Genomic DNA, 25,256 nt, shown 5'->3' with positions numbered 1-25,256 from the left:
CTGCCCGTTACGTGGTCAAGCTCTCATCCCGGCCGCGACCCCGGTGTGGGCCCCGACGGGTGCTCCGGCGCGCGCCCCGCCCGGGGCCGGGCCGCGGCCCAGCATCCCGAACAGCCCACCGCCCCGCCGGGCGGCGATCGGCCGGTAGCCCAGCCGGGAGACGACCGGGTCGGCCGCGTCGGCGAACAGCCGGGTGTCCGGAACGCGCAGCTCCGGGCCGAAGAGGGTCGACAGCTGCGGCCGCGGCCGGCCCGTCTGCAGGGCGACCACCTCCCGCAGCACGCCCGTCAGCTGGTCCGCCATCTCCTGCGCGGACGAGAACCGCCGCCCCGGGTCCGGATCGGTGGCCCGCACCAGCAGCCGGTAGAAGGACTCGTACCGCCGGAACACCTCGATGTGCTCGGGATCCGGCAGCGAATCCACGAACACATTGGTGTAGCCCTGGAAGTCGAAGGTCAGCACGGCCAGCGTCCGCGCCACCGTGTACAGGTCGGAGGCGACCGAGGGGCCCAGCTCCGCGACCTCGGGGGCCTGGTAGCCCACCGTGCCGTAGATGGCCGACTCGGCGTCGTCCATCCGCCGTACCGCGCCCATGTCGATCAGCTTCAACTGGTCCTGCTGCTGGATCGCGTTGTCGACCTTGAAGTCGCAGTACAGGAGGTTCCTGCTGTGCAGGTGGCCGAGCGCCTCCAGCGCCTCGATGCCGTAGGCGCAGGCCTGCTCCACCGGCAGCGGGTCGCGCCGACCGTCCGGCCGGCGCCGCTCGTTCGCGATCTCCTTCAGCGATTTGCCGCCGACGTACTCCATGACGATGTACCCGTCCAGCGAACCGGTCCGCTGGTCCAGGTGCTCCACGAAGTTGTAGATCCGCACGATGTTGGAGTGCTCGATCTCCGCGAGGAAGCGCCGCTCGGAGATCGCGGCCTCCATCGCGTCCTGGTCCCCGGTGTCCAGCAGGCCCTTGAGCACCACCCACCGGTCCGCCACCGCCCGGTCCACCGCCAGGTACACCCAGCCGAGACCGCCGTGCGCGAGGCAGCCCGCCACCTCGTACTGGCCGCGCACCACATCACCGGAGCGCAGCTTGGGCACGAAGGAGTACGGGTGCCCGCACTTGGTGCAGAACCCTTCCGTCCGGCCCGGCCGGTCGCCCCTGGAGCGGCCCACCGGGGCCCCGCAGTCCGAGCGCGAGCAGAACCGCTTGCGCTCCGGCACCTCCGGGTTCTCCAGGACCGCGGTCGAGGGATTCGGACGCGGCACCTCCGGCACGTTGACCAGCCCGGCGCCCAGCCGGCTGCGGCCCGAGGCCGCCGAGCCCGAACTGCGCACCGACACCGAACGGGTGGACGTGGCCCCCGACACCGAGCGCGACAGCCGCCCGGACACCGAACGGCGCGAGGAGGAGGAGCGGGAGGACCGGGCCGAGGCCGAGGACCGCGCCGAGCCGTGGGAGCCCTGCGAGCCCATCGACCCGCGGGAACCGCCGGAGCCCAGGGAACCCCGGGCCGCGCTCGTCATCCCGGTCGGCGGCGACACCAACTCGTCCGCGCCCGCGGCGATCGAGCCGATCGGCGCCAGCCCGCACGTGTCGCAGTAGACCTCGCCGCCACCCATGTCCTCGTACGCCCCCGGGCAGCCGGGGCGGACGCACGTGGTTCCGATCAGGCTCATGCGTCCCCCTCTCCCGGCCCGTCGGGCCGCTGTTCCTGGTCTCGCGGTTGCTCGGGCCGGTGCTGCGGCACCAGCGATTCCGCCGTCGCCCGCTGGTAGCGCAGGACGGCCTGCTCGGCGGCCCGTAGGTCGCAGGGTGCGCTCCACAGCATCCGCCGGGCGGTGTCGTACCGCTCGATCAGCAGAGGGTCCTCCGCCATTCCGTGGCGGGCGACCTTCGCCTTGTACGCGTCGAGCCGCCCGCGCAGCTCGGCCCGTACGGCCAGGGGGGCCGTCACCGCGGTCAACGATTCACGGGCCCGCCGCAGTTCCTCCTCGGCGCGCACCTCCAGGGATTCCAGCAGCGGCGAGAGCCGGTGCCAGCGGGCCTGGCGTCGATGTTCGGCCGCCGCCGCGAGCTGCTCCTGGAGCACCGTGGGCGGGCCGCTCACCGCGGGCACCTCGGACGCGGCGATCTTCGCCAGCACCTCGCCGCGCGCGGTCCGCGCCTCCGCCAGGGTCCGGTCGGCCCGCGAGAGCACGTCCCGCAGGGCGATCAACCGCTGCTCGGCGTCCTGCCGTACGTCCAGCACCGCCTCGATCTCGCGGCGTACGTCCTCCAGCGCGAGCGCGGCCCGGTCGTAGCGCCCGGTGTCCGGACGGCCGCCGCCGGGCGCGGAGCTGCCCGTCGCCGGCAGCCAGAAGGCCAGCGGATCCGCGATCACCCGGGTGCGCAGCTCCGTCAGCTCGGCGGTGATGTCCTCCAGGTCGTCGCCGGAGGGGTGCTCGCCCGGCCGCACGCCCACCGAGTGGGCCAGCGAGCGGGTGCGGTGCAGCTCGGCGGCGAGCAGGTCGATCCGGGCGGGCAGCGCGGACCACACGGCGTCGGCGGCGACCACCACGTCCAGCGAGCGCGCGTACAGGCCGTTCATCCGGGCCACGAGCTCGGCGAGCGAGAGCCGCTCGGCCAGCGCGACGCCCTCGGTCGCGGCCCCGGCGATCAGCACCCCGGGCCCGCGCAGCCGCTCCGTCAGCTCGATGAGGTCCTCGCGGTTCGGCCAGCGCCGCCGCTCCCGGACCTCCCGAGCGGCGCTCAGCGCCCCGCTGTAGGCGTCGAAGTAGGTCCACAGCCGGGTGATGTCCGCGTCGGCCGTCGTCCAGCGGTCCTTGGTGGTTCCGGCCAGCGCGGCGCCCTCCAGCAGCCGGCGCCCGGCATGGTCCTGGAGGGCGAGCAGCGAGGTCTCGACGGCCTCGTGCTCCGCGCCCAGCCGGGCCAGGGCGCGGTCGACGTCGTCCCGGTCCATCACTGCAGACCCCGCCTCCACCGAATGTGCCTCCGCTTTCGCCGCCGCCTCCGTGTCCGTCCTCGTATCCTGCCCCGCGCCCGGTCCCGTGTCCGAAACCGTCACGGGCCTCAGCCGTCCCGGTACTTGGGTGCGGGGGGCGCGGTCACACCGGGCAGCACGGGCTGCAGGTGCTTGAGGTACGCCTTCATCCACGGGCTCTCACCGCCGCCCGCGCGGTAGTTCTCCAGCACCTTGTTGACCCGGCGGACCAGGTCGGAGGCGTCCTTGTTCATGGCCACCCCGTAGAACTCGCGGGTGAAGGGCGAGCCGACCAGCCGCACCGAGGGGTCCTGGGCGGCCTGGCCGGCCGCGAGGGCGTTGTCCGTGATGATGCCGTCGACCTCGCCCAGCTGGAGGCGCACCAGGCAGTCGAGCTGGTTGGCGACGGTGACCGGCACCGAGCCGTACGACTGGGCCTTCAGGGCCGCCTCGGCCGTCGAACCGGAGGCGATGCAGATCCGCCGGTCCTTCAGCGAGGTGTCGTACCCGGTGATCGGGGAGCTCTTGGGCACCAGCACCTGCTGCCCGGCCTCGAAGTAGGCCGTCGAGAAGGCGACGTCCTCCAGCCGCTTGCAGTTGATGGTCATGGTCCGCACGACGATGTCGACGCGCCCCTCCTGGAGGGCGGGGATGCGCTGACTGGTGGGGATGGCCCGGTAGATGACCGCGTTCTCGTCGCCCAGGATGTCCTTGGCGATGGCCTTGACCAGGTCGATGTCGAAGCCGTCGAGGCGGCTGCCCTCGGCGGTCTGGTTGCGGTACCCCCAGCGGAAGCTGTTCTGGTCCACGCCGGCGACGAGCTTGCCCGCCGCCTTGATCCGCGCGATGGTCGCCCCGTCCACATCGGAGGGGCGCAGGCTGGCCTCGGGGTCCTGGCAGGTGTCGGTGAGGGTCCAGGGCGTGGCCGGGGCCGCGGCCATCGCGGCGGGCCGGCGGACCACCGGCTTGCCGGTGTCGGGAGTGGCGTGGGCCAGCGGCAGCAGGACGACGGCGACGGTCGTCGCGCAGGCGACGGCCATCGCGCTCACCCCGCCCCAGCCGCGCAGCCGGCCCGCGGCGCGGCGGAAGCCGCACGCCGTGCCCGCGGTCGCCGCGTGCCGGGCCCGGCCTGCCCGGCCCGCGCGGCTCTCCGGGCCTTCGTGGCCCTCGTGGTTCTCGACGTTCCCGTGACCTTCGGCGGCCCGCCTCGCTCGTATCCGCATCGCGCTCACCTGTACTCCGAAAGCCTGCGCCCGATGCCGAGCAGAGCCGCTGCCGCGCCGATGACCACCAGGACCGCGGCGCCCGTCACCAGGCCGCCCAGCGCGCCGAGCCCGTCCTGGGCGGCCCGGGTGAACTCCTGCTGCTCGTGGGCGACGGCCTGTTCCAGGGAGGCGTCCACCGTGTCGAAGGCGGCTCCGCTGCTCTCCTTGTGCTTCTCGTCCCCGACGACGAGCGGCAGCGCGGCCTCGTAGTCCCCCTTCAAGTCCGCCTCCCGGGCCGCCGTGTGCCGCTGCTTCCACTGCCGCACGCCGTCCTCGGCCCGGCTGACGGGGTCCCGGCCGGCCGCGTCGTCGGCGAGCCGCAGCGCGGTCGCCAGCCCGGCGTCCAGCTGCTTCATGTTGTTGGTGAAGTCCACGTCGTACTTGTCGGACTTCTTGTCCTCGGCGAGTACGGCACCCCGCGCGATCAGGGTCAGGTTCTCACCGGCCCGCGCCTGCAGGGAGGCGATCCGCGCGTCGTTGAGGACCTTCATCGACTCCTGCCCGTCCGCCCGGGCCTCGCTCAGCGAGGACCGCGCCACCGTGTGCCCCACGGCGAGCCACAGCAGGACCACCACCGAGGCGGCCGTCGCGGCCACCAGCCCGTGGTTGAGGACCCGGTTCGTGTGCCGGTAGTTGCGCCGCTGCGCCCAGACGAGGGCGGCGACCGCGAGCAGGCCCAGACCGATCGACGCCAGCGGCCAGGACCGGGCGTCGTCGTGGTCCTGGTAGAGCCGCTTGGTCTCCGACTCGTAGAGCCGCTGCGCGGCGGGCAGCAGCTGGGTGGTCATCTGCTCGTTGGCGTAGCGGAGGTAGGCACCGCCCAGCGGCAGGCCCTGCCGGTTGGTGGCGCGGGCCTGCTCGATCAGGCCGGTGTAGCGCGGGAGCTGTTCGCTCAGCACGGTGATCTGCCGGCGGGAGTCCTCGTTGCCACCGGTGTTGGCGGCGGCGCTCACCAGCAGCTTGGAGGCGTTGGCGATGTCCTTCTCGTACCGCCGGCGGACCTCGCGCGGCTCCTGGGCCCCCAGCAGGAACCCGCTGGAGGAGGTGGTGTCGGCGTCCGCCAGGGAGCGGTAGATGCTCGCCGCGTCCGCGCTCAGCGGCTGGCTGCGACCCACCACGTCGTCGGCGGCCGCGGCCCGGTCGGAGATCTCCCAGACGCTCACCGTGCCGAACAGCACGATCAGGGCGGCCAGTACCGCGCCGATGATGCGCAGCCGGCCCGGCTCGGTGGTGGCCGCCTCGCGCAGCCGCTCCACGCCCTCGGCCCAGGCGGTGCCCCGACGGGCCGGCCCGGCGGGCGGTGGTGCCGTCGGCCCGGCGGACGGCGCGGAAGCACCGCCCCCTGGCGCGGGCGCGCGTGATGTGATCGCCACCGTGACCTCCCCCTCGGTCCTGTCGTCCTCCAGCCGACGCTGGGAGGTACCCCCTGCGCAGCAGTATGGCCGTAGTGCCGGTCGACCACAGCACCCGGTGCTGGATCCAGGGCGATCCGTCCCTGAGGGCCCCCTTCGTCGCCCCTTCACCGTCAATACGTCCGTATGGGCGCCACGGTTCCAGACCGGAGGACTTCCCGGGTGGGTTCACCCGAAATGGGCACGGAGTTTTTCATATGCCTCGGGTGGGGAGCCGAGCGCGTCCAGGCCCAGCAGACCGGCGCCCAGCACCGGTGGCGCCGTGATCACGGAGATCCGGGCGCGCGGGGCCCGTTCGGCGAGGCCCGCGGCGATCCGGTCGTTGAGTTGCGGGTGTCCGGCCGCCAGCACACTGCCGCCCAGCACCACCGGTACCTCCCGCTCCAGCAGACCCAGGCGACCCAGCGCCACCGACGCCATGGCCACCACCTCGTCCGCCTGCCGGTGCACCAGCGACAGCGCCACCGGGTCCCCGGCGGACGCCACCGCGAACAGCACCGGTGTCAGCTCGTGCCGCCGCGCGTGCGCCACCCGGCCCAGGTGCATCGCCTCGATCAGCGAGGCCATCGACACGTGGCCGAAGTGCGCGGGCAGCGCCCGGGCCAGCTCCGTCGGCCCGCCCCGACCGTCCTCGGCCCGGGCCGCGCACCACAGGGCCTCCTCGGCCAGCCCGCCCCCGCCGCCCCAGTCGCCGGAGATCCGGCCGACCGCGGGGAAGCGTGCGGTCCGCCCGTCCGGGGTCATCCCGACGCAGTTGATGCCCGCCCCGCACACCACCGCGACCCCGCACGGATCGGCGCCCGTCGGCAGCCCGGAGCGCAGCAGCGCGAAGGTGTCGTTGTGCACCGCCGTCGTACGGCCCCAGCCGCGGCGCTCGATCTCCCGCGCCAGCTCCCGCTCCTCCACCGCGAAGTCGGCGTTGGCCAGGCACGCCGACACCCGCTCGGCCCACGGCCCGGCCGCCGGGTCCGCGCGCAGCCCGGCGTCGGCCATCGCCTCGGCCAGCACGTCGACGGCCGCGACCACCCCCGTGCGTGGCGGCTGGAAGCCCCCGGCCTGGCCGGAGCACAGCACCGAGCCGTCCGGGGCGAGGAGCGCCACGTCCGTCTTGCTGTTGCCCGCGTCGATCGCCAGCACCGAGGGGAGGGTCACGCCCATGGCAGGTGCTCCTTGTTGTGCGCGAGGAGCCGGTCGGTCAGCCCTTCGGCCAGGTCGAACTGCCCGATGAGCGGGTGCGCCAGCAGTGCCGTGAAGACCCGCTCGCGCCCGCCGCGCAGGGCCGCGTCGAGTGCGAGGTCCTCGTACGCGCTCACGTGCGCGATCAGCCCGGAGAACAGCGGGTCCAGCCGGGGCACCGCCAGCGGGACGGCGCCGGATCCGCCGACGCGGGCCGGCACCTCGATCACCGCGTCGTCCGGCAGGAAGGGCAGCGTGCCGTTGTTGTACGTGTTGACCACCTGCACGGCGGTTCCGCCGTCGCCCAGCAGGGAGGCGGCCAGGTCCACGGCCGCCTCGGAGTAGAAGGCCCCGCCCCGCTTCGCCAGCAGCGCCGGCTTCTCGTCGAGCGCGGGATCCCCGTACAGGGCGAGCAGTTCCCGCTCCATCGCGGCGACCTCGGCGGCCCGCGAGGGCTTGGTCCCCAGCTCCCGTACGACCTCGTCGTGGGCGTAGAAGTAGCGCAGGTAGTACGAGGGCACGACGCCGAGCCGGTCCAGGACCGCCCGCGGCAGCCGCAGGTCCCCGGCGACGGCCTCGCCGTGCGCGGCGAGCAGACCCGGCAGCAGGTCCTCGCCGTCCGGGCCTCCCCGGCGCACGCCCAGTTCCCAGGTGAGGTGGTTGAGGCCCACGTGGTCCAGGTGGATGTCGGCCGGTGCCAGGTCCAGCAGGGCCGCGAACTTCCGCTGCAGGCCGATGGCGACGTTGCACAGCCCGACGGCCTTGTGCCCGGCCTGGAGCAGGGCCCGGGTGACGATCCCGACCGGGTTGGTGAAGTCGATGATCCACGCGTCCGGGTTGGTCCGCCGGACGCGCTCGGCGATGTCGAGGACCACGGGGACGGTGCGCAGCGCCTTGGCGAGGCCGCCCGCGCCCGTGGTCTCCTGGCCGACGCAGCCGCACTCCAGCGGCCAGGTCTCGTCCCGCAGCCGGGCGGCCTGCCCGCCGACGCGCAGCTGGAGCAGGACCGCGTCGGCCCCGGCGATGCCCGCGTCGAGGTCGGAAGTGGTGGTGACGCGGCCCGGGTGGCCCTGCCGGGCGAAGATCCGCCGGGCCAGACCGCCGATCAGCTCCAGCCGTTCGGTGGCCGGGTCGATCAGTACGAGCTCGCCGACGGGCAGGGTGTCGCGCAGTCGTGCGAACCCGTCGATCAGCTCGGGGGTGTAGGTGGAACCGCCGCCCACCACTGCGAGTTTCATCGTCGTCAGCCTTTCACGCCGGTCAGGGTGACTCCCTCGACGAACGCCTTCTGGGCGAAGAAGAAGAGGACGATCACCGGTGCCATGACCAGTACGGTCGCGGCCATGGTCAGGTTCCAGTTGGTGTGGTGCGCCCCCTTGAAGGACTCCAGTCCGTAACTGAGGGTCCAGGCGGCCGGGTTGTCGGAGGCGTAGATCTGCGGGCCGAAGTAGTCGTTCCAGGCACAGAAGAACTGGAAGAGCGCGACGGCGGCGATCCCGGGCTTGGCCATCGGCAGCACCACGCGCAGCAGGGTGCGCAGTTCGCCGCAGCCGTCGACGCGGGCCGCGTCCAGGTACTCGTCGGGGATGGTCAGCAGGAACTGGCGGAGCAGGAAGATGGAGAAGGCGTCACCGAAGGCCATCGGGATGATCAGCGGCCACAGCGTGCCCGACAGGTCGAGCTGTTTGGCCCAGAAGAGGTACATGGGGATGACCACCACCTGCGGCGGCAGCATCATCATGGCGATCACGAGGAGCAGCGCGAGCCGCCGCCCGCGGAAGCGGAACTTGGCGAGCGCGTACGCGACGGGCACGGAGGAGACCACGGTCAACAGGGTGCCGAGTCCCGCGTACAGGAGCGTGTTGCGCCACCAGGTCAGGAAGCCCGGGGTGTGCCACACCTTCACGTAGTTGCCCCATTCCCAGGTGTCGGGCCACAGGTCGCGGGTCAGCGCCTGCCGGTCGCCCATCAGGGAGGTGAGGAGCAGGAAGACGAAGGGGAGGACGAAGAAGAGGGCGGCGGCCACGCCGAGCGAGTGCACCGCCACCCAGTGCAGGACCGCCTTGGAGGATCTGCGGCCGGCGTGCGAGCTGCTCATCCACCGGCTCCGATCAGACCGCCACGGCGCCGCATCAGGAGCGCGGTGAAGGCCATGGAGAGGGCGAACAGGACGAGCGCGACGACACACGCGGTGCCGTAGTCGAAGCGCTGGAACCCGAGGTTGTAGACGAGCTGGGGCAGCGTCAGGGTGGACTTGTCGGGGTAGCCCGGCTCGAACTGCTGGCCCGAGCCGCCGATCACCCCGGCCGCGACCTTCCCCGCCACCAGCGGCTGGGCGTAGTACTGCATGGCCTGGATGACCCCGGTGACCACGGCGAACATGATGATCGGCGAGATGTTGGGCAGGGTGATGTGCCGGAACCGTGCCCAGGCGCCGGCCCCGTCGAGCTCCGCGGCCTCGTACTGCTCCTTCGGTACGTCGAGCAGCGCGGCCATGAAGATGACCATCAGGTCGCCGACCCCCCACAGGGCGAGTGCGGTCAGGGCCGGCTTGGACCAGTCGGCGTCGGTGAACCAGCCCGGGGTGGGCAGCCCCACCGCGTCCAGCAGGGTGTTGACGGGTCCGGTGCCGGGGTTGAGCAGGAAGACGAAGGCCAGGGTCGCGGCGACCGGCGGGGCCAGGTAGGGCAGGTAGAACAGGGTCCGGAAGATCCCGGCGCCCGTCTTGATCTTCGTGATGAGCAGGCCGATGCCGAGGCCGAAGGCGACCCGGCAGGTCACCATCACCAGGACCAGCCACAGCGTGTTGCGCATCGCCGGCCAGAAGAGCGGATAGTCCGTGAAGACGTAGCTCCAGTTGTCCAGGCCGTTGAAGGCGGGCCGGCGGAAGCCGTCGTACCGGGTGAAGGAGAAGTAGAGGGTGGACAGCAGCGGGTAGACGAAGAAGACCGCGAAGCCGATCAGCCAGGGGGACAGGAAGGCCGCGGTCCGCAGGGCGGAGCGCCGCCGCTTCGACCGCAGGGGGTGGGCGCCGGTCATCGGGCTACTTCGCCTTCGCGATGTCCGTGTCGATCTGCCGGTCGGTCTTGGCGAGACCGGCCGGGATGTCGGTCACGTCGCCCTTCTCGACCCCGTACGCGAAGTCCTCGAAGGTCAGCTGGTAGGTGCCGCCGTCGGCCTGGGCCGGGGTGGTGCTGGACCTCGGGTGCCGGGCGATGTCGAGGAAGGTCTTGAACTCCGGGGTCACCTGGAGGTTCGGGGACTCCAGGGCGGCGAGCGTGGACGGGATGTTGTGGATGGCGTTGGCGAAGGCCACCACCGCCTCGGTGTCGGTCGTCATGTACTTGACCAGCTCCCAGGCGGCGTTCTGCTTCTTGCTGCCCGCGGCGATGCCCATGATCGTGCCGGAGAGGTAGCCCTTGCCGTAGTCGGCTTCCTGCTCGTCGGGGACGGGCAGCGGCGCGGTGCCGATCTCGAAGGGGACCCCGGCCTCCTTGGCCATCGGGGCCCGCCACTCGCCGTCGATCTGCATGGCCACCTGGCCGGTGTGGAAGGGGTGCTCGGCGCTCCACTCGTCCCCGAAGGTGTTGCGGAACCGCTCCAGCTTCTCGTAGCCGCCGAGCTTGTCCACCAGGTCCTTCTGCGCGGTCAGCATCTTGGCGAAGGCGGGGTCCCCGGCCAGGTCGGACTTGCCGTCGGCGTCGAAGTACGTGGCGCCCCACTGCGCCGCGAGGCGCGTCGGCTTCGTCTCGTAGCCGTGGAAGGTGGGCATCAGGCCGACCTGCTCGTACGAGTCGCCCTTGGGTTTGGTCAGCTTCTGCGCGACCTCGGTGAACCGGCTCCAGGTCTTCGGGGGTTCGGTGATGCCGGCGGCCTCGAAGGCGGTCTTGTTGTAGACGAGGCCGTACGCGTCGTGCAGCAGCGGCAGCGTGCACTGGTTGCCGTCGAACTGCGTGTACTCCAGCAGGGTCTTGGGGAAGACCTTCGTCTTGTCCACCCCGGACTTCGCGAGGAAGGGGTTCAGGTCGGCGAAGGCGCGGGAGTTGCAGAACTTGCCCACGCTGTCGGTGGTGAAGGAGGAGACCACGTCGGGGGCCTTGTCCCCGCCCGCCCGCAGCGCCTGGTTGATCTTGTCATCGGTCATGTTGCCGGTGACCTGGACCTTGATGTTCGGGTGCGCCTTCTCGAACCGGGCGATGTTCTCCTCGATCGCCTTGGCCTCGCTCGGCGCGGACCAGCCGTGCCAGAAGTTGAGGGTGACGTCCGCCTTCGGATCGTCGGAGGCGGTGTCGGCGCCCTGGCCCGTACAGGCCGTGGCGAGGGCGGATATCGCCGCGAGGACTGCGATCGCGGTGGTCGGGCGTCCGGTTCCGGGCATGGCGGGGCTCGCTCTCTGCGGGAGGAACTTCCGTGGGGGGTGCCGGTGGGGGTGGCGGTGGGGTCTGCGGGTGCGGGTGTGCCGAATGCGGGGTGCAGGGGGAGGGCAGGGGGGCAGCGGGCGCCGGGCGGTTCAGCCCGAGGTGTCGAACACTTCGTCCCGGGTGGCGGCCAGCGCGCTCTCCAGCGCGCCGTGCAGGACCGGCCGCTCCCGCACCTCACCGGGGACCAGCCGGGGCCGGGAGGGGGCCAGTTCGGCGAGCTCGGCCTCCAGCAGCGCGCGCAGCGGCTCGCCACCCGCACTGATCGCCGCCCCGGACAGGACCACGATCTCCGGGTCCAGCACGGCGACGACCGAGGCGAGACCGGTGGCCAACGCGGTGGCGTACGACCGGAGGAAGCGCAGCTGGGCTCCCTCGGGCGCGGCGGCGGCCCGTGCGAGCAGGGCGACGGCGGCGGCGACCTCCGGTCCGTGGGGTGCGTCGGGAGCCCCCGCGGTACCGGGGGTGTCCGGCGGCTCGACGCCCAGTTCCGCGGCGAGCCGGGGCAGTCCCTCCACGCCGGCCAGCTCCTGGTACCCGCCGGAGTTGGCCCGGGTGACCTGCCGGACCAGGGGCCGGCCCGGCACGGGCAGGAAGCCCACCTCGCCGGCGCCGCCGGTCCAGCCGCGGTGCAGCCGGCCGCCCAGTACCAGCGCGGCGCCCAGGCCTTCCTCGTTCCACAGCAGGACGAAGTCCTCGTGGCCGCGGGCCGCGCCGAGCCGCTGTTCGGCGACGGCGGCGAGATTGACGTCGTTCTCGTACTCGACGGGCATCGGCAGGGCCGCCGCCAACTCCTCCAGGAGGGTGGGGGAGTGCCAGCCGGGGAGGTGGCTGGCGTAGCGCAGGCGGCCGGTCTGGGGGTCGAAGGCGCCCGGTGTGCCGATGACCACCCGGCGCAGGTCGGTGCGGGTCAGTCCGGCGGCCTTGACGGCCCCGCCGAGGGCCTCGGTCACCTGGTCGACGGCGTCGGCCCCCTCGGTGTAGGGGACCTCGTGGGTGGCGACCACCGTGCCGGTGACGTCGGCGACGGCCGCCAGCACCCGCTCCGGGGTGACGTCGAGGCCGCCGACGTAGGCGGCCCGCGGGTTGATCGCGTAGAGCTGGGCGCTGGGGCCGGGGCGTCCGCCGTCCGTGCCGGTGGCCACGACCAGGCCGACCGCTTCGAGGCGGGCGAGCAACTGGGAGGCGGTGGGCTTGGACAGCCCGGTCAGGTGCCCGATGCGGGTCCGGGACAGCGGGCCGTGCGTCAGCAGGAGTTCGAGTGCGGCCCGGTCGTTCATGGCGCGCAACAGGCTGGGCGTTCCGGGCGTGGCGGCGGGCATCGTGCGGCTCTCCCTCACCGAGGTGATCTGTTAGGTAAGTTTCCTATCACCTGTCGAAGTGTGTCAATGCCGCTGCCCCGCAGGCTGTGTCATTTCACGGATGACCTGCGGGGCAGCGGGACGAGCGGGGCTCGTGGGACGTGCGGTGACGGGGCTGCGCGGCTACGAACCGACGGGCCGATGCGGCTACTTCGTGATCCGCGGGCCGGCCGGCGGCGGGATCGGGGCCGTGGCCAGCGACTGCGGGGAGGTCGGGTTCGCCAGGGCGGACGGCGCGGCGACCGAGGTCGACGGGTCCGCCGGGGCCTCCTCGTCCTCGTCGGCCGCCGGCACTCCGCCGATGATCCGGATGCCCGCGGCGTCGAAGGCCTCCTTGATCCGCCAGCGCAGCTCCCGCTCCACGGCGAACTGCTGACCGGGCATGGTCTTGGCGGACACCTTCACGGTCATCGAGGCGAGCAGCACCTCGTCCAGGCCCAGGACCTCCACCGGACCCCACAGGCGCTCGTCCCACGGGGACTCCTTGGCCATGGCGTCGGCGACCTCCTTGACCACCTCGCGGATCCGGGACAGGTTCTCCGAGGGCTTGACCTGGACGTCCACACCCGCGGTCGCCCAACCCTGGCTGAGGTTGCCGATCCGCTTGATCTCGCCGTTGCGCACGTACCAGATCTCGCCGTTGTCCCCGCGCAGCTTGGTCACGCGCAGTCCGACCTCTATGACCTCGCCCGAGGCCACCCCCGCGTCGATCTTGTCGCCGACGCCGTACTGGTCCTCCATGATCATGAAGACGCCGGACAGGAAGTCCGTCACCAGGTTCCGGGCACCGAAACCGATCGCCACACCGGCCACACCGGCACTCGCCAGCAGCGGGGCCAGATCGATCTTCAGCGCGGCCAGGACCATCAGCGCGGCCGTACCGAGGATCAGGAACGAGGCCACCGACCGGAGCACCGATCCGATCGCCTCCGAACGCTGGCGCCGCCGCTCCGCATTGACCAGCAGTCCGCCCAGCGCGGTGCCCTCCACGGCCTCGGCGCTGGTGTTCATCCGGGTTATGAGCTTGGTCAGCGCCTTGCGGACCGCCGAGCGGATCACCGCCGCTATCACGACGATCAGCAGGATCCGCAGGCCGATGCTCAGCCAGGTGGCCCAGTTCTGCTCGATGAAGCTGGCGGCCTCGGTGACGCTCGCCTGCGCCTCCTTGACCGATGCGGGCGCGTCCGGAACGTCGGCTGCCAGCGGCAGCGGAGCGGCGGGCCAGGGCACGACGGGAACCTCCAGGTGTAGCGGTCTGCCCGCGGAACCGGGGGGACCCCCGGACGGATCCGGGGATATGCGGGACAGACCGACCACACTAACGGGGCAATCCCTTCACCTTGGTGCCGTGTTCGAGGGAGAGACCAGACTCACCTGGGGATGACTGAGTGTGGTTGAAAACACCTCGGACCCGTTACGGGCGAGTGGTGGCGTTTCGACCAGCCGTAAGGAGAGACTGGAGAGCAGATCGTCCCGGCGCGAGCCACGCGCCGCCGGCGTACAAGGAGGCAGTCCGTGCCGCACGTCCTGGTCCTCAACGCGTCGTACGAGCCCCTCGGTGTCGTACCGCTCCGCCGCGCGCTCGTCCTCGTCCTGGAGAACAAAGCGGTCTCCCTGGAGGAATCCGGCGCCTATCTGCACAGCGCGACAAGGGTCGTCCCCGCGCCCAGCGTGGTACGGCTCAAGCGCTTCGTGCGGGTCCCCTACCGGGGGCCCGTTCCACTCACCCGGCGCGCCCTGTTCGCGCGGGACGGCGGGCGCTGCATGTACTGCGGTGCCGTCGCCACCAGCGTCGACCACGTCATTCCGCGCAGCCGGGGCGGTCAGCACGCGTGGGACAACGTCGTGGCCGCCTGCCGCCGCTGCAACCACGTCAAGGCCGACCGGCACCTGCTGGAACTCGGCTGGCGCCTGCGGCACCAGCCGGCGCCGCCGTCCGGGCTGGCGTGGCGGATCATCGGGACGGGGCATCGGGATCCGCGGTGGATGCCGTATCTCCAGCCGTACGGGGCGGAGGACGCCTTGGAGCGGATCGGCGTCGCGGCCGGGTAGCTCCCGCAGGGTTGCTGCCCCGGGTGTGGGCCGGGTGCGGCCCGGCCTCCCGGGGCTCCGCCCCGGACCCCGCGCCTCGAACGCCGGCGGGGCTGGGAGGGCGGGGCTGGGGTGGGCCGGTGGGGCCGGGCTACGGGGTGACCGCGTACGCCTCCGCCGACCAGAGGGAGCAGCCGTACCGCGTCGCGCGGGTCTCGCAGGTGATCCGTAGGAAGCGGGTGTCCGGGGCGTCCATCCGGAGCGACGCGTGGCCGCCCCGGGAGCCCTTGACGGCTGCCGCCGGGCGCCAGGTCACGCCGTCCGCGGAGGTCTCCACCCGGTACGCCGACGGGTACGCGTCCTGCCAGTACAGCTCCAGCCGGCCCACCCGCGTCGCGGCGGGCAGTTCCGCCTTCCACCACGCGCCGTCCACCGCCGGTGACGACCAGCGGGTGGCCGGGGAGCCGTCCACGGCCGCCGAGGCCGGGAAGTCCGGGGTCTCGTTCGCCGAGGAGGTCGCCCGCGCGGTCCGCAGCAGATCGGGGCCGCCGGTACGGGCCACCGCGCGCACCGTCAGGGTCCGTGACTCCCCGTCGAAGGTCACCGGCACCTGGTAGGTGCCCGCCGGGGTGCCCGCGGCGACGCTGACCTCCAGCGGGATCGACACCTGGCCGCCCCGCGGGGCCACCGCGGCCTGCGGGAGGCGCACCTCGATGCCCGCCGGCGGCCGTGCCGACAGAGGTCCGCGGACCTCGGTGGGACCCAGCGCCGACAGTTGCGCCGAGAGCCGCTGCGCGGCGCCGCCGATCTCGACGTCCGCCGCGGCCCCGTCCGTCAGCTCGAAGCGGGCCCGCGGACCGTCCCCGAACCACGGCACCACGTGGTGCACCGTGGGCGCGGACTCGGCCCCGGCCCAGGACAGGCGTACCGCGTCCGCGCTCAGCCCCGGCGTCTCCACCTGGGTCCAGCCCGAGGCCGCGGCGTCGGCGACCTTGCGCCAGCCCTCGCCCGGTACGTGCGCCTCGACCACGGCGCCCCGCGCGCCGGCCGGGAGCGGCTCGGTCATCACGGTCACCGCCGACAGCGGGCGCGGGGCGTCCAGCCGTACGGTCCAGGCCTCCGCCTCCTTCGTCACCGGGCCGGTCTTGCGGGCCGCCCCGGTCCAGGCGTCGGCCTCGGCCACCGCCTTCGTCAGGAAGGGCTCCAGGACGGCCTTGTCCACCCGGGCCGATCCCGGCTGCGCCAGCGTCGCCCGAACCTCGGTCAGGGCTCGGGAGGCCTTCCAGGCGGCCGTCCCGTCCCCGCGGGCCTGGGCCTGCAGGACGTCCACCGCCAGCTCGCCCGCCGTCCCGTAGCGCGCCAGGCGGTCCAGCCAGGGGCCCGCCTCGCCCGACAGGGCCGGCAGCCGCTCCTTGGCCTCGCGCAGGACCGTGAACGCCTTGCGCAGCTCGGCCCCGGCCGCCGGATCGCCCGCCGCGCGGGCCTTCCAGAACTGCTCGACCAGGGGCTTCAGATACGCCGACTCCTCCTGCTTGAGCCCGGACGACGCGGTGTTCCCGGCGAGCGCCGCCACCGCCTGGCGGGTGCGCGGGTCGGCGCCCGTCAGCTCGCGTACCGCCGCCGCCCAGGACTCGCCGGGCCGGTATCCGCGCGGATTCCACGCGAAGTCCGCCGCCGTGAAGAGCGGGATCCGCGACAGGGTGCCCTGCGGCATCGCGTTGGCCAGCAGCGCCGCCGACCCGCCCGCCACCGCCGGCTCGCGGCCCGCGTACGGGCCGAGGAAGATCCGGCCCGGATCCCAGTCGTTCACCGGGTAGTTGTCCATGGTGATCAGCGGGTGTCCCAGGGCGGCGCGCGCCCCGGCCAGCTCCTTGCCCGTGATCGTCCGCGGCACCACGCCCACGCCCGTCCAGGCCACCTCCACGCGCGGGTCCAACGCACCCGCCAGGGCGGTCCGGTAGGTGGTGGCGCCCTCCTGGTAGTACTCCGTCGGCAGCAGCGACAGCGCGGGCGCTCCCGGGTACCGGGCGGCCAGGTGCGCGGCCAGTCCGCCCGCGACCTCCGCGTGCGCCTTCGCGGCCGCCGCCGGGCCCTTCCCGTACCGGTCCCGGTCGGCCCGGCAGCCCCACTCGGTGTAGCTGACGTCCTGGAACTGCACCTGGAAGGCGCGGAAGCCGAGGTCCCACATCGCGTCGAGCTTGCGCGCGAGCGCCGCCCGGTCGGCCTCCGAGGACAGGCACATCGACTGCCCGGGGGTCACCGCCCAGGCCAGGACGACCTGGTTGGCGCGGGCCCGTTCGGCCAGCGCGCGGAACTCCGCCTGCTGCTCCTGCGGGTAGTCCTGGCGCCAGGCCGTCGTGCGGTACTGGTCGTCGCCGGGTGCGACGAGCAGCCGGTTCTGCTTGGTGCGGCCCATGAAGTCGAGCTGCGCGAGGCGCTGTTCCTGGGTCCACGGCTGCCCGTAGAAGCCCTCGGTGATCCCGCGCACCGGCGCCGCCGGCCAGTCCCGTACCAGTACGCCGGGCATCTTCCCGCCGCCCGCCGCGAGGAGCTGGCGCAGGGTCTGCGCCGCGTGGAAGAGCCCTTCCCCGCCTATGCCGGCCAGCGCGATCGTGTCCCGGCCGGCGTGCCGGCCCGCGGCCAGCCGGTAGCCCCCGGTCGGCAGGTCCGACGGCGCGGCCGCGCCCAGCGCCCGCAGCGCCTGCTCGGCGTCCGCGTCCTGGAGCCGTACGACGGTGCCCCGCGTGGGCAGCGGAGCCCCGGGGGCCGGCTCGTGGACGGTCCGTACGCCCGCCGCGCGCAGGGCGTCCCGCACGACCCGGACCGCGTACGGATCGGCGTCGGGCGCCGCGACGAGTACGGCCTCGGTGCCCAGCGGCAGCTCGCGCGCCGGGTCGGCGGCCATCGACTGCGGCCGGGGCCACACCGCGGGCCCCTCGGTGGCCGCCCGGGGGATGTCGGCCCCGGGGTCGAGCACCGGCCCGGCCGCGGCGGACACGGGGGTCGCCCCCGGATTGGCTCCCGGCGCCGGTCTGTCCGGTGTGGTGGGCGCCGCGAAGATCCCGGGTGGCGCGGAGGACACGGCGCCGCCCAGGAGCGTGCCGATCACCGCCACAGCGGCGGCGGTGTTCCGCCTCCTACCCCTGAGCTGCACTGAGCCTCCTCGTCTCGAGACGTCCCCCACTCGTACGAATGAGCCTGAGCCCACCATCCGTGCGGCTGGAGTGTCAATGTGGATGGGTGATCTGCCCCGGATGTGGCAGGAATGCGGTGCCTCCGAGTGGGTATGGACGCGGTGTTCCCCGGCGGCGTCCCACCCTCGTGAACCACCCTTGTGACCCAATCTTCTGACTCACCCTCATGCCCTCATGCCCGCACGCACGAAGGAGCGCCCGCAGATGGACGACCTGGCCCGGCTCGCCGCCCAGTACGGCGTCGCCACCGACTATCGGCCCGCCGCCGACGTCACCGTCCCGGTACCGGAGGCCACCGTCAGGGCGGTCCTCGGGCTGCTGGGGGTGGTCACCGACGACGCGGAGAGCATCCGGGTCGGCGCCGCGTCCGCCGCTCGGGAGGCGGCCGGGCGACTGCTGCCGCCCACGGTGGTGCTCTGGCAGGGGGAACGGGTGGCCCCGGAGCCCGCCGGGCTGCCCCCGGGCACCCGGGTGCGGGTGGTGGCGGAGGAGACGGGCGAGGTGCTCGCGTGGGGCCCCGCACTGCCGCTGGGCGTCCACCGGCTCACCGCCGAGGCGCCTGACGGGCGCAGCGCCGAGGCCACCCTGGTCGTGGCCCCGGAGCGGGCCCCGGCCGCGCCCGAGCGGGCCCACGGGCTGCTCGTCCAGCTCTACTCCCTCCTCTCCGAGCGCTCCTGGGGCATGGGCGACCTCGGCGACCTCGCGGAGCTCGCCCGCTGGGCGGGCCGTACCCACGGCGCCGGGTTCATCCAGGTCAACCCGCTGCACGCGGCCGTCCCCGGGGCCCCGACGGACCCGTCGCCGTACCGGCCGTCCTCGCGGCGCTTCCCGGACCCCGTCCACCTGCGGATCGAGGACGTCCCCGAATACGCCGACTGCCCCGACCGCGAGGCCCTCGACGAGCTCGCCGGCCGCGGCGGCGAACTGCGCCGCCAGGTCCTGGAGAAGGGCGCGCTGATCGACCGCGACGCCGTCTGGGAACTCAAGCGGGCGGCCCTGGAGCTCCTGTACGTCGTCCCGCGCACACCCGAACGCGAAGCCGCCTACCGGGCCTTCTGCGCCGAACAGGGCGCTCCGCTGGACGTGCACGCCGTCTGGTGCGCCGGGCACGCGGGGGAGGAGGACCCGAAGGCGCGGAGCGATTTCCACCGCTGGCTGGTCTGGCTGACGGACGGCCAGCTCGCCGCCGCCCAGCGGGCCGCCCGCGAGGCCGGAATGACGGTCGGCATCGTCCACGACCTCGCCGTCGGGGTGCACCCGCAGGGTTCCGACGTCTTCGGCTCGCCCTGCTACGCCCCGCGCATCTCGGTCGGCGCGCCCCCGGACGCCTTCAACGCGCGCGGCCAGGACTGGGGGCTGCCGCCGTGGCGCCCGGACGTGCTGGCGTCCACCGGCTACGCCCCCTTCCGGTCCCTGCTGCGCGGGGTGTTCCGCTACGCGGGCGCCCTGCGGATCGACCATGTGATGGGTCTGTTCCGGCTCTGGTGGATCCCGGAGGGGACCCCGCCCGCGGAGGGCGCGTACGTCAGCTACGACGGCGAGGCCATGCTGGCGATCCTCGTCCTGGAGGCCCACCGGGCGGGCGCCCTGGTCATCGGCGAGGACCTCGGGACGGTGGAGCCGCGGGTCCGTCAGGAGCTGGCCCGGCGCGGGGTGCTCGGTACCTCGGTGCTCTGGTTCGAACGGGACTGGGACGGCGGCGGGGACCCGCTGGCCCCGCAGGCCTGGCGGGCCGACTGCCTGGCCACCGTCACCACGCACGACCTGCCGCCCACGGCCGCCAAGCTCGCCGGGGGCCATGTGGAACTGCGCGACCGGCTCGGCCTGCTGACCCGCCCCGCCGAGCTGGAGCGCGCCGAGGACGCCGCCGACACCGCCGAGTGGCTGGAGCTGCTGGACGGGCTGGGGCTGGACACCAAGGGCGAGGAGGCCGCCGTACGGGCGCTGTACGCCTTCCTGCTGCGCACCCCCGCGCGGCTGGTCGGCGTATGGCTGCCGGACGCGGTGGGGGACCGGCGGCCGCAGAACCTGCCGGGCACCTGGGACCAGTACCCCAATTGGCGGCTGCCGGTCGCCGATGCGGCGGGGCGGCCGCTGTCCCTGGAGGAACTGGTGTCCTCGCCCCGGGCGAACGCCCTGCTGAGCGCGGTGGGGGAGGGTGTACGACCTCGTACGGCACCCCCGGGCGCGCGCCCCGTTTAGGTGTTCGCTACGTTTGCACCGTGGACAAGAAGAACGCTCTGCGCGCCGGCGCCGTCACGGCCGGAACCGCGCTGATGATGCTGCTGATGACGTCTCCCGCCCTCGCGCTCACCCGCGACGACGGTGACGACCCGGGTCCGGGCCTGAGCATCGGCGAGACGGTCGGCCTGTACGTGGTCACGCCCCTCGTGATCTTCCTGGTGATCATCGGTCTCGTGATGGTCCTCGACAAGTCGGACAAGCAGCAGAAGCAGGCCTGATCCGGTCCGGCCCCACGGGGCCGGGATCAGCAGACCTTCCCGGGCGCCGGGGGTCCGCACCGCCGTTCCGAATCGGCCGTGCGACGCCCCCCGGCGCCTTGTCGTGTCCTCAGACGCCGGCCAGGAGCCGGCGGAGCAGGCCGGTGAGCACGGCGACCTCGTCGTCGGTCAGCCCGGTGAGCGCGGCGCGTTGTACCTCCAGCCCGGCGCCGACGGCCTCGTCGATGAGGGCCAGGCCGCGCTCGGTGATCGTCACCTGGAGCCCCCGCCGGTCGTGCGGATCGGGCTTGCGGCACAGCAGCCCGGCCTTCTCCAGCTTGTCCAGACGCCCGGTCATGCCGCCCGTGGTGAGCATGAGGGTGGCCGAGAGCTGCCGGGGCGAGAGCGTGTACGGCTCCCCCGACCGGCGCAGCGTGGCCACGACGTCGAACTCGCCGCGCGAGATGCCGAAGCGCGCGTAGCACTGCTCCATCGCGTCGCCCATCGCCCTGGCGATCCGGTAGATGCGTCCGAAGACGGCCATGGGGGCCGTCTCCAGGTCGGGGCGCACGGCGAACCACTGGGCCGTGATCGCGTCCACTGCGTCCTTGTCGTCACTCATGCGTGCAGTATCCGGCTTCCCTGAGATCGTTCGCAAGAAAGTTGCTTGACGGTAAGTAGCTTAGCGATAAGCTACTTACCAGCAACCGAGTCCGGGGGAGAGGTCATGGCCGTGTTCATGAGGAAGACAACCGCGTCAGGGGAAGCGAAGGTCGCGGGGGAGCGGTCGCTGCTCCTCGGAATCGGTATCAGCTCGGTCGGGATCGGTATGTACATCCCCTTCTCGCTGGTCTTCTTCCACCACGTCACCGGCCTCTCCCTCACCGTCGTCGGCCTGGTCATGACGGTCACCGGGCTGGCCGGGCTGGCGTTCATGCCGCTGGCCGGCACGGCCGTCGACCGGTTCGGCGCCAAGCGGGTCAACCTGGTGCTCTACGGGATACGGGCGCTCGGCTTCGCCCTCTACCCCTTCGCGGGCTCCCTGCCCGCCTTCGCCGCCGTCGCCCTCGTCACCGCGCTCGCCGACCGCTCCTTCGGCGTCGTCCAGCAGTCCCTGATCGGTGAGGTGGCGCGGGGCGCCGCCCGCGACCGGCTCCAGGCGTCCACGCGGGCCCTGCAGAACGCCGGGATGGGCGCGGGCGCCCTGCTCGTCTCCGGAGTGCTGGCCCTGTGGGGCACCGGCGGATTCACCTACACCGCCTGGGGCAACTCGCTCGCCTTCGGCCTCGCCGGACTGCTCGTCGGCCGGGTCCGGGCGGTCCGGGTGGTCCCGACGGCCGGTGCGGCCGGTCCGGCCGGTGCCACGGCGGCCGGATCCGTCGGATACCGCACCGTCCTGCGCGACCGCCCCTTCCTCGGGCTCACCGCCGCCAACTTCCTCACCGCGCTGGGCTACTCCGCCCTCTCCGTCCTCTTCCCGCTCTACCTCTCCACCTGGCTGAAGGCCCCCGACTCCCTCACCGGAGCCGCCTTCACCGTCAACACCGTGCTGTGCGCCGGGATCGGCGTCCTGATCGCGGGCCGCGTCCGCCGCTCCGGCGCCCGCCGCACCCGCTCGGCCGCCCTCGGCGCCCTGCTCTTCGCCGCCGCCTTCGTCGGGCAGATCGCGCTCGGCACGCTGCGGCCCGGGCGGACCGCCACCCTGATCGCCCTGCTGGCCATCGTCGTCGTCTACACCCTCGGCGAACTCGTCCACAGCCCCTCCGGCGGCGCCCTGTCGGTCTCCGCCGCCCCCGAGGCCGTCCGCGGCCGCTACCTGGCCACCTACCAGCTGTCCTACTCGCTGGCCGGCGCGCTCGCCCCCTCCTTCTTCACCGCCCTGCTCGCCGTCGACGGCCGACTGCCCTGGGCCGTCCTGGCCGTCGCCGCCCTCGGAGCCGCCCTGGCGCTGCTCCGGCTGGAGCGGCACCTGCCGGTCGAGGCCGTCCACGCCGAGCCCCCGGTGGTCCAGGACGCCGCCGGCCGGCCGGTCCCCGTGACCGCCGCCGCCTGAGTCCAGCCCCTGGTCCTCCCTTCCGCTTCCCCCGTCCGAGCCAGGAGCCACCCGCCATGAAGCGTTCAGCCACTGTCGCCCTGACCGCACTCGCCCCCATCTCCTGGGGTTCCACCTACGCGGTGGCCACCGAGCTGCTGCCCCCCGACCGGCCGCTGTTCACCGGGGTCATGCGGGCCCTGCCCGCCGGACTGCTGCTGACCGCCCTGGCCCGCACCCTGCCCAAGGGACAGTGGTGGTGGAAGTCCGCCGTCCTCGGCATCCTCAACATCGGCGCCTTCTTCCCGCTGCTGTTCCTCTCCGCCTACCGGCTCCCCGGCGGGGTCGCGGCCGTACTGGGCGCCGCCGGACCGCTGTTCGTCGTAGGACTGGCCGCGCTCGTCCTCGGGGAGCGGGCGAGCCTGCGCACCGTACTGGCCGCCGTCGTCGGGGCGTTCGGCGTGAGCATGGTGGTCCTGACCGCCGAGGCCCGGCTCGACGCGGTCGGTGTCGTCGCCGGTGTGATCTCCTCCGCCTCCATGGGCGCCGGCACCGTGATGACCAAGCGCTGGGGCCGCCCCGAGGGCGTGGGCCCGCTGGCGATGACCGGCTGGCAGCTCACCGCGGGCGGACTGTTCATCATCCCCGTCGCCGCCCTCGTCGAGGGTGCCCCGCCCGCGCTCGACGGCAAGGCCTTCCTCGGCTACGGCTACATGATGCTGATCAACACCGGGATCGCGTACTGGCTCTGGTTCCGCGGTATCGGCGCCCTCAGCGCCACCTCGGTCACCCTGCTCGGCCCGCTCTCCCCGCTCACCGCCGCCGTCATCGGCTGGGCCGCCCTCGGGCAGGCGCTGTCGCCCGTGCAGCTCGTCGGAATGGCGATCGCCTTCGGGGCCACCGTCGCCGGCCAGTTGGCGGCCGCCCGCACCCCCCGATCGTTCAGTTCCACTGAAAAGAACGATCAGAACATTTCGATGGACCTGACGGATGGGGCGGTGCGACGGTAGTCCCCACACACCACCAGCCCACCCTGAGGAGCAGACCCACAGTGGCCGTCATGGACCGCGTCCGTCCCGTCTCGCAAGCCAAGCCCGGCAGCACGGGGATGAAGGGTGCCGCCGGGCTCGGCGTGCTCCTCGCCCTGCTCGCGACGGTCGTCTGGTCCGGCAGCTTCGTCGCCACCCGGGGCATGGCCGAGACCGTCCCACCCGTCCAGGCGGTCTTCTGGCGCTGGATCATCGCCCTGCTCGCCGTCGCCCCCTTCGCCGCCCGCCAGGCCTGGCGGCAGCGGGCCCTGATCCGGGAGAACCTCGGCTTCATCGCCGTCGCCTCGCTGTTCGGCGTCGCCCTCTACAACACGCTCGTGCACCAGGCCGGACTGACCACCTCCGCCTCCAACATGGGCATGATCATGGCCGCCTCGCCCGTCATCATGGCGCTCTACGCCCGCCTCGGCGGCGAACGGCTCGGCGCACGGCGGACCTTCGGCATCCTCCTCGCCGCCTTCGGAGTGCTGCTGCTCGTCGGGGACGGCTCCATCGGCTTCGACTTCGGCGCCGGAGACCTGTGGATGTTCGCCGCCGCCCTCTCCTTCGCCACGTACAGCGCCCTGCTGCGGCGCAGGCCCGCCGAACTCGGCGGACCGGCCTTCCTGATCACCACCTTCGTGCTCGGCGCGCTGATGCTGGCACCCGCCTACGCCGTCTCCGTCGCCGTCCAGGGCGGCTTCGAGGTCACCACCGGGACGGTCGGACCGCTGCTGTACGTCGGGGTGTTCTCCTCGGCCGTCGCCTTCTTCGCCTGGAACAAGGCCGTCTCGATGATCGGCGCCGCCCGCGCGGGAGTCGTCTACTACCTCCAGCCGGTGTGCGTGGCCGGGCTCGGCTTCCTGCTGCTGGGCGAGCGGACCGGACCGGCGCAGCTGCTCTGCATGGCGCTCATCCTCGGCGGAGTCGGGCTGGGGAGTGCCCGGCGGTAGGTTCGGGCCCATGACCGAGTGGGACATCAAGAAGCTGCGGATCCTGCGGACCCTCGCCGAACAGGGGACCGTGACCCGAGCGGCCGAGGCACTCCACATGACGCCCTCGGCCGTTTCGCAGCAACTGACGAACCTGGCCCGGCAACTCGGCGTGGTGCTGCTGGAGGCCGAGGGCCGCCGGGTGCGGCTCACGGACGCGGCCCACCTCGTCCTGCGACACACGGAGGCGGTGTTCGCGCAGCTGGAACGGGCCGACGCGGAACTGGCCGGATACCTCGCCGGCGACACGGGCGAGGTACGGGTGGGCGCCTTCTCCACCGCCGTACCGGCGCTCGTGGTCCCTGCGGTGGCCGCGCTGCGGCGGACCCACCCCGGGGTGGAGGTCCGCGTCCGGGAGACGGAGGCGGCCGAGGCCTACGAGCTGCTGTCGGCCGGGGGCGTGGACCTGGCGCTGTCCCTCACCGCCCACGCGCCGACCGCGCGCGATCCCCGGTTCACCCGGGTGGCGCTCCTGGAGGACCCACTGGACGTGGCGCTCCCGCCGGGCCACCCGCTGGCGGCCGCGCCGGACCTGCGGCTGGCGGACCTGTCCGGTGACCCGTGGATCTACGGGGGCAGCGGCCCCTGGTCGGAGATCGCCCGGTCCGCGTGCGAGGCGGCGGGCTTCGTCCCGGAACAGGCGCACTCGGCGTCCGGCTGGACCGCGATCCTGGCGATGGTCGAGGCGGGGATGGGGGTGGCGCTGGTGCCGCGGATGGTGTCGAGCCGCGCCTCGGGCGTGGCCGTCCGGGTGCTGTCGCGGGACCGCCCGACGCGGCACGTGCTCGCGGCGGTCCGCCGGGGCGCCGAATCCGCGCCCGCGCTGTCCCACGTCCTCGCGGCCCTCCGCGAGGTGGCTTCGGCCCGGCGGTAGTGGTTCCGGGCTCCGCCCGGACCCGGTCCTCGAACGCCGGACGGGCTGAAATTCAGC

General features: G+C 73.3%; 19 protein-coding genes and 1 pseudogene. 7 read left to right on the top strand and 13 right to left on the bottom strand.

Features of this window, described 5'->3' with window-relative positions:
* Positions 1-129: 129 nt before the first annotated feature.
* The 11 genes and pseudogenes from AB8A24_RS21340 to AB8A24_RS21290 all read right to left on the bottom strand — a co-directional run.
* A pseudogene (locus AB8A24_RS21340) lies at positions 130-1,671 on the bottom strand (serine/threonine protein kinase); the annotation flags it as partial.
* Entirely contained in the window at positions 1,668-2,954 is a 1,287-nt protein-coding gene (locus AB8A24_RS21335) for a hypothetical protein (RefSeq protein ID WP_369477140.1), read from the bottom strand. The gene AB8A24_RS21335 and the pseudogene AB8A24_RS21340, both read right to left, overlap by 4 nt.
* 110 nt (positions 2,955-3,064) lie before the next feature.
* On the bottom strand, positions 3,065-4,015 hold the full coding sequence (locus AB8A24_RS21330; RefSeq protein WP_328965978.1) for a glutamate ABC transporter substrate-binding protein: 951 nt from the start codon (positions 4,013-4,015) through the stop codon (positions 3,065-3,067).
* 188 nt (positions 4,016-4,203) lie between these two features.
* Positions 4,204-5,607, bottom strand: a complete 1,404-nt coding sequence (locus AB8A24_RS21325; RefSeq protein ID WP_328965979.1) for a hypothetical protein — start codon at positions 5,605-5,607, stop codon at positions 4,204-4,206.
* A 213-nt stretch (positions 5,608-5,820) separates the two neighbouring features.
* Entirely contained in the window at positions 5,821-6,810 is a 990-nt protein-coding gene (locus AB8A24_RS21320) for a BadF/BadG/BcrA/BcrD ATPase family protein (protein WP_328963344.1), read from the bottom strand.
* Positions 6,801-8,066: a 6-phospho-beta-glucosidase gene (locus AB8A24_RS21315; RefSeq protein ID WP_369477138.1), complete on the bottom strand. Its 1,266-nt coding sequence runs from the start codon at positions 8,064-8,066 to the stop codon at positions 6,801-6,803. Before AB8A24_RS21315 ends, AB8A24_RS21320 begins: the two co-directional genes overlap by 10 nt.
* A 5-nt stretch (positions 8,067-8,071) precedes the next feature.
* Positions 8,072-8,926 carry a carbohydrate ABC transporter permease gene (locus tag AB8A24_RS21310; protein ID WP_369477136.1) on the bottom strand — a complete coding sequence of 285 codons (855 nt, stop codon included), beginning with the start codon at positions 8,924-8,926 and terminating at the stop codon, positions 8,072-8,074.
* Positions 8,923-9,867, bottom strand: a complete 945-nt coding sequence (locus AB8A24_RS21305) for a sugar ABC transporter permease (protein ID WP_328963346.1) — start codon at positions 9,865-9,867, stop codon at positions 8,923-8,925. Before AB8A24_RS21305 ends, AB8A24_RS21310 begins: the two co-directional genes overlap by 4 nt.
* A gap of 4 nt (positions 9,868-9,871) precedes the next feature.
* Positions 9,872-11,206: an ABC transporter substrate-binding protein gene (locus AB8A24_RS21300; protein WP_369477134.1), complete on the bottom strand. Its 1,335-nt coding sequence runs from the start codon at positions 11,204-11,206 to the stop codon at positions 9,872-9,874.
* Between the two features lie 132 nt (positions 11,207-11,338).
* Positions 11,339-12,568 (bottom strand): ROK family protein, encoded by a 1,230-nt coding sequence (locus AB8A24_RS21295; RefSeq protein ID WP_369477132.1) that lies wholly within the window; start codon positions 12,566-12,568, stop codon positions 11,339-11,341.
* A 186-nt stretch (positions 12,569-12,754) separates the two neighbouring features.
* On the bottom strand, positions 12,755-13,816 hold the full coding sequence (locus tag AB8A24_RS21290; RefSeq protein WP_328965980.1) for a mechanosensitive ion channel family protein: 1,062 nt from the start codon (positions 13,814-13,816) through the stop codon (positions 12,755-12,757).
* A gap of 306 nt (positions 13,817-14,122) precedes the next feature.
* On the opposite strand from AB8A24_RS21290, the gene AB8A24_RS21285 reads away from it, so the two are divergent.
* Positions 14,123-14,659 (top strand): HNH endonuclease, encoded by a 537-nt coding sequence (locus tag AB8A24_RS21285; protein ID WP_030011969.1) that lies wholly within the window; start codon positions 14,123-14,125, stop codon positions 14,657-14,659.
* A 130-nt stretch (positions 14,660-14,789) separates the two neighbouring features.
* On the opposite strand, the gene AB8A24_RS21280 is transcribed toward AB8A24_RS21285, so the two are convergent.
* A complete protein-coding gene (locus tag AB8A24_RS21280; protein WP_369477130.1) occupies positions 14,790-17,792 on the bottom strand; it encodes a beta-N-acetylglucosaminidase domain-containing protein in 3,003 nt (1,000 codons plus the stop codon).
* A gap of 214 nt (positions 17,793-18,006) precedes the next feature.
* On the opposite strand from AB8A24_RS21280, the gene AB8A24_RS21275 reads away from it, so the two are divergent.
* Both AB8A24_RS21275 and AB8A24_RS21270 read left to right on the top strand, forming a co-directional pair.
* Positions 18,007-20,034: a 4-alpha-glucanotransferase gene (locus AB8A24_RS21275; RefSeq protein WP_369477128.1), complete on the top strand. Its 2,028-nt coding sequence runs from the start codon at positions 18,007-18,009 to the stop codon at positions 20,032-20,034.
* Between the two features lie 20 nt (positions 20,035-20,054).
* Positions 20,055-20,294 carry a hypothetical protein gene (locus AB8A24_RS21270; protein WP_266391419.1) on the top strand — a complete coding sequence of 80 codons (240 nt, stop codon included), beginning with the start codon at positions 20,055-20,057 and terminating at the stop codon, positions 20,292-20,294.
* A 109-nt stretch (positions 20,295-20,403) separates the two neighbouring features.
* Here AB8A24_RS21270 and AB8A24_RS21265 read toward each other — a convergent pair whose 3' ends face one another.
* The gene (locus AB8A24_RS21265; protein ID WP_033223968.1) at positions 20,404-20,895 is read right to left on the bottom strand and encodes a MarR family winged helix-turn-helix transcriptional regulator; all 492 of its coding nucleotides are present in this window, start codon (positions 20,893-20,895) and stop codon (positions 20,404-20,406) included.
* Between the two features lie 117 nt (positions 20,896-21,012).
* Here AB8A24_RS21265 and AB8A24_RS21260 point away from each other — a divergent pair, with 117 nt between their 5' ends.
* The 4 genes from AB8A24_RS21260 to AB8A24_RS21245 all read left to right on the top strand — a co-directional run bounded on the left by AB8A24_RS21260 (position 21,013) and on the right by AB8A24_RS21245 (position 25,199).
* Complete coding sequence (locus tag AB8A24_RS21260) at positions 21,013-22,326, top strand: MFS transporter (protein WP_328963351.1); 1,314 nt, start codon at positions 21,013-21,015, stop codon at positions 22,324-22,326.
* A gap of 56 nt (positions 22,327-22,382) precedes the next feature.
* Positions 22,383-23,315 carry an EamA family transporter gene (locus AB8A24_RS21255; protein WP_266391415.1) on the top strand — a complete coding sequence of 311 codons (933 nt, stop codon included), beginning with the start codon at positions 22,383-22,385 and terminating at the stop codon, positions 23,313-23,315.
* A gap of 98 nt (positions 23,316-23,413) precedes the next feature.
* A complete protein-coding gene (locus AB8A24_RS21250) occupies positions 23,414-24,286 on the top strand; it encodes a DMT family transporter (protein WP_369477144.1) in 873 nt (290 codons plus the stop codon).
* A gap of 10 nt (positions 24,287-24,296) precedes the next feature.
* Complete coding sequence (locus AB8A24_RS21245) at positions 24,297-25,199, top strand: LysR family transcriptional regulator (protein WP_030715873.1); 903 nt, start codon at positions 24,297-24,299, stop codon at positions 25,197-25,199.
* Positions 25,200-25,256 lie beyond the last annotated feature (57 nt).

The organism is Streptomyces sp. BF23-19 (assembly GCF_041106355.1).
Classification (GTDB): Bacteria; Actinomycetota; Actinomycetes; order Streptomycetales; family Streptomycetaceae; genus Streptomyces; species Streptomyces virginiae_A.
This window is presented reverse-complemented; position numbering and strand designations above follow the sequence as displayed.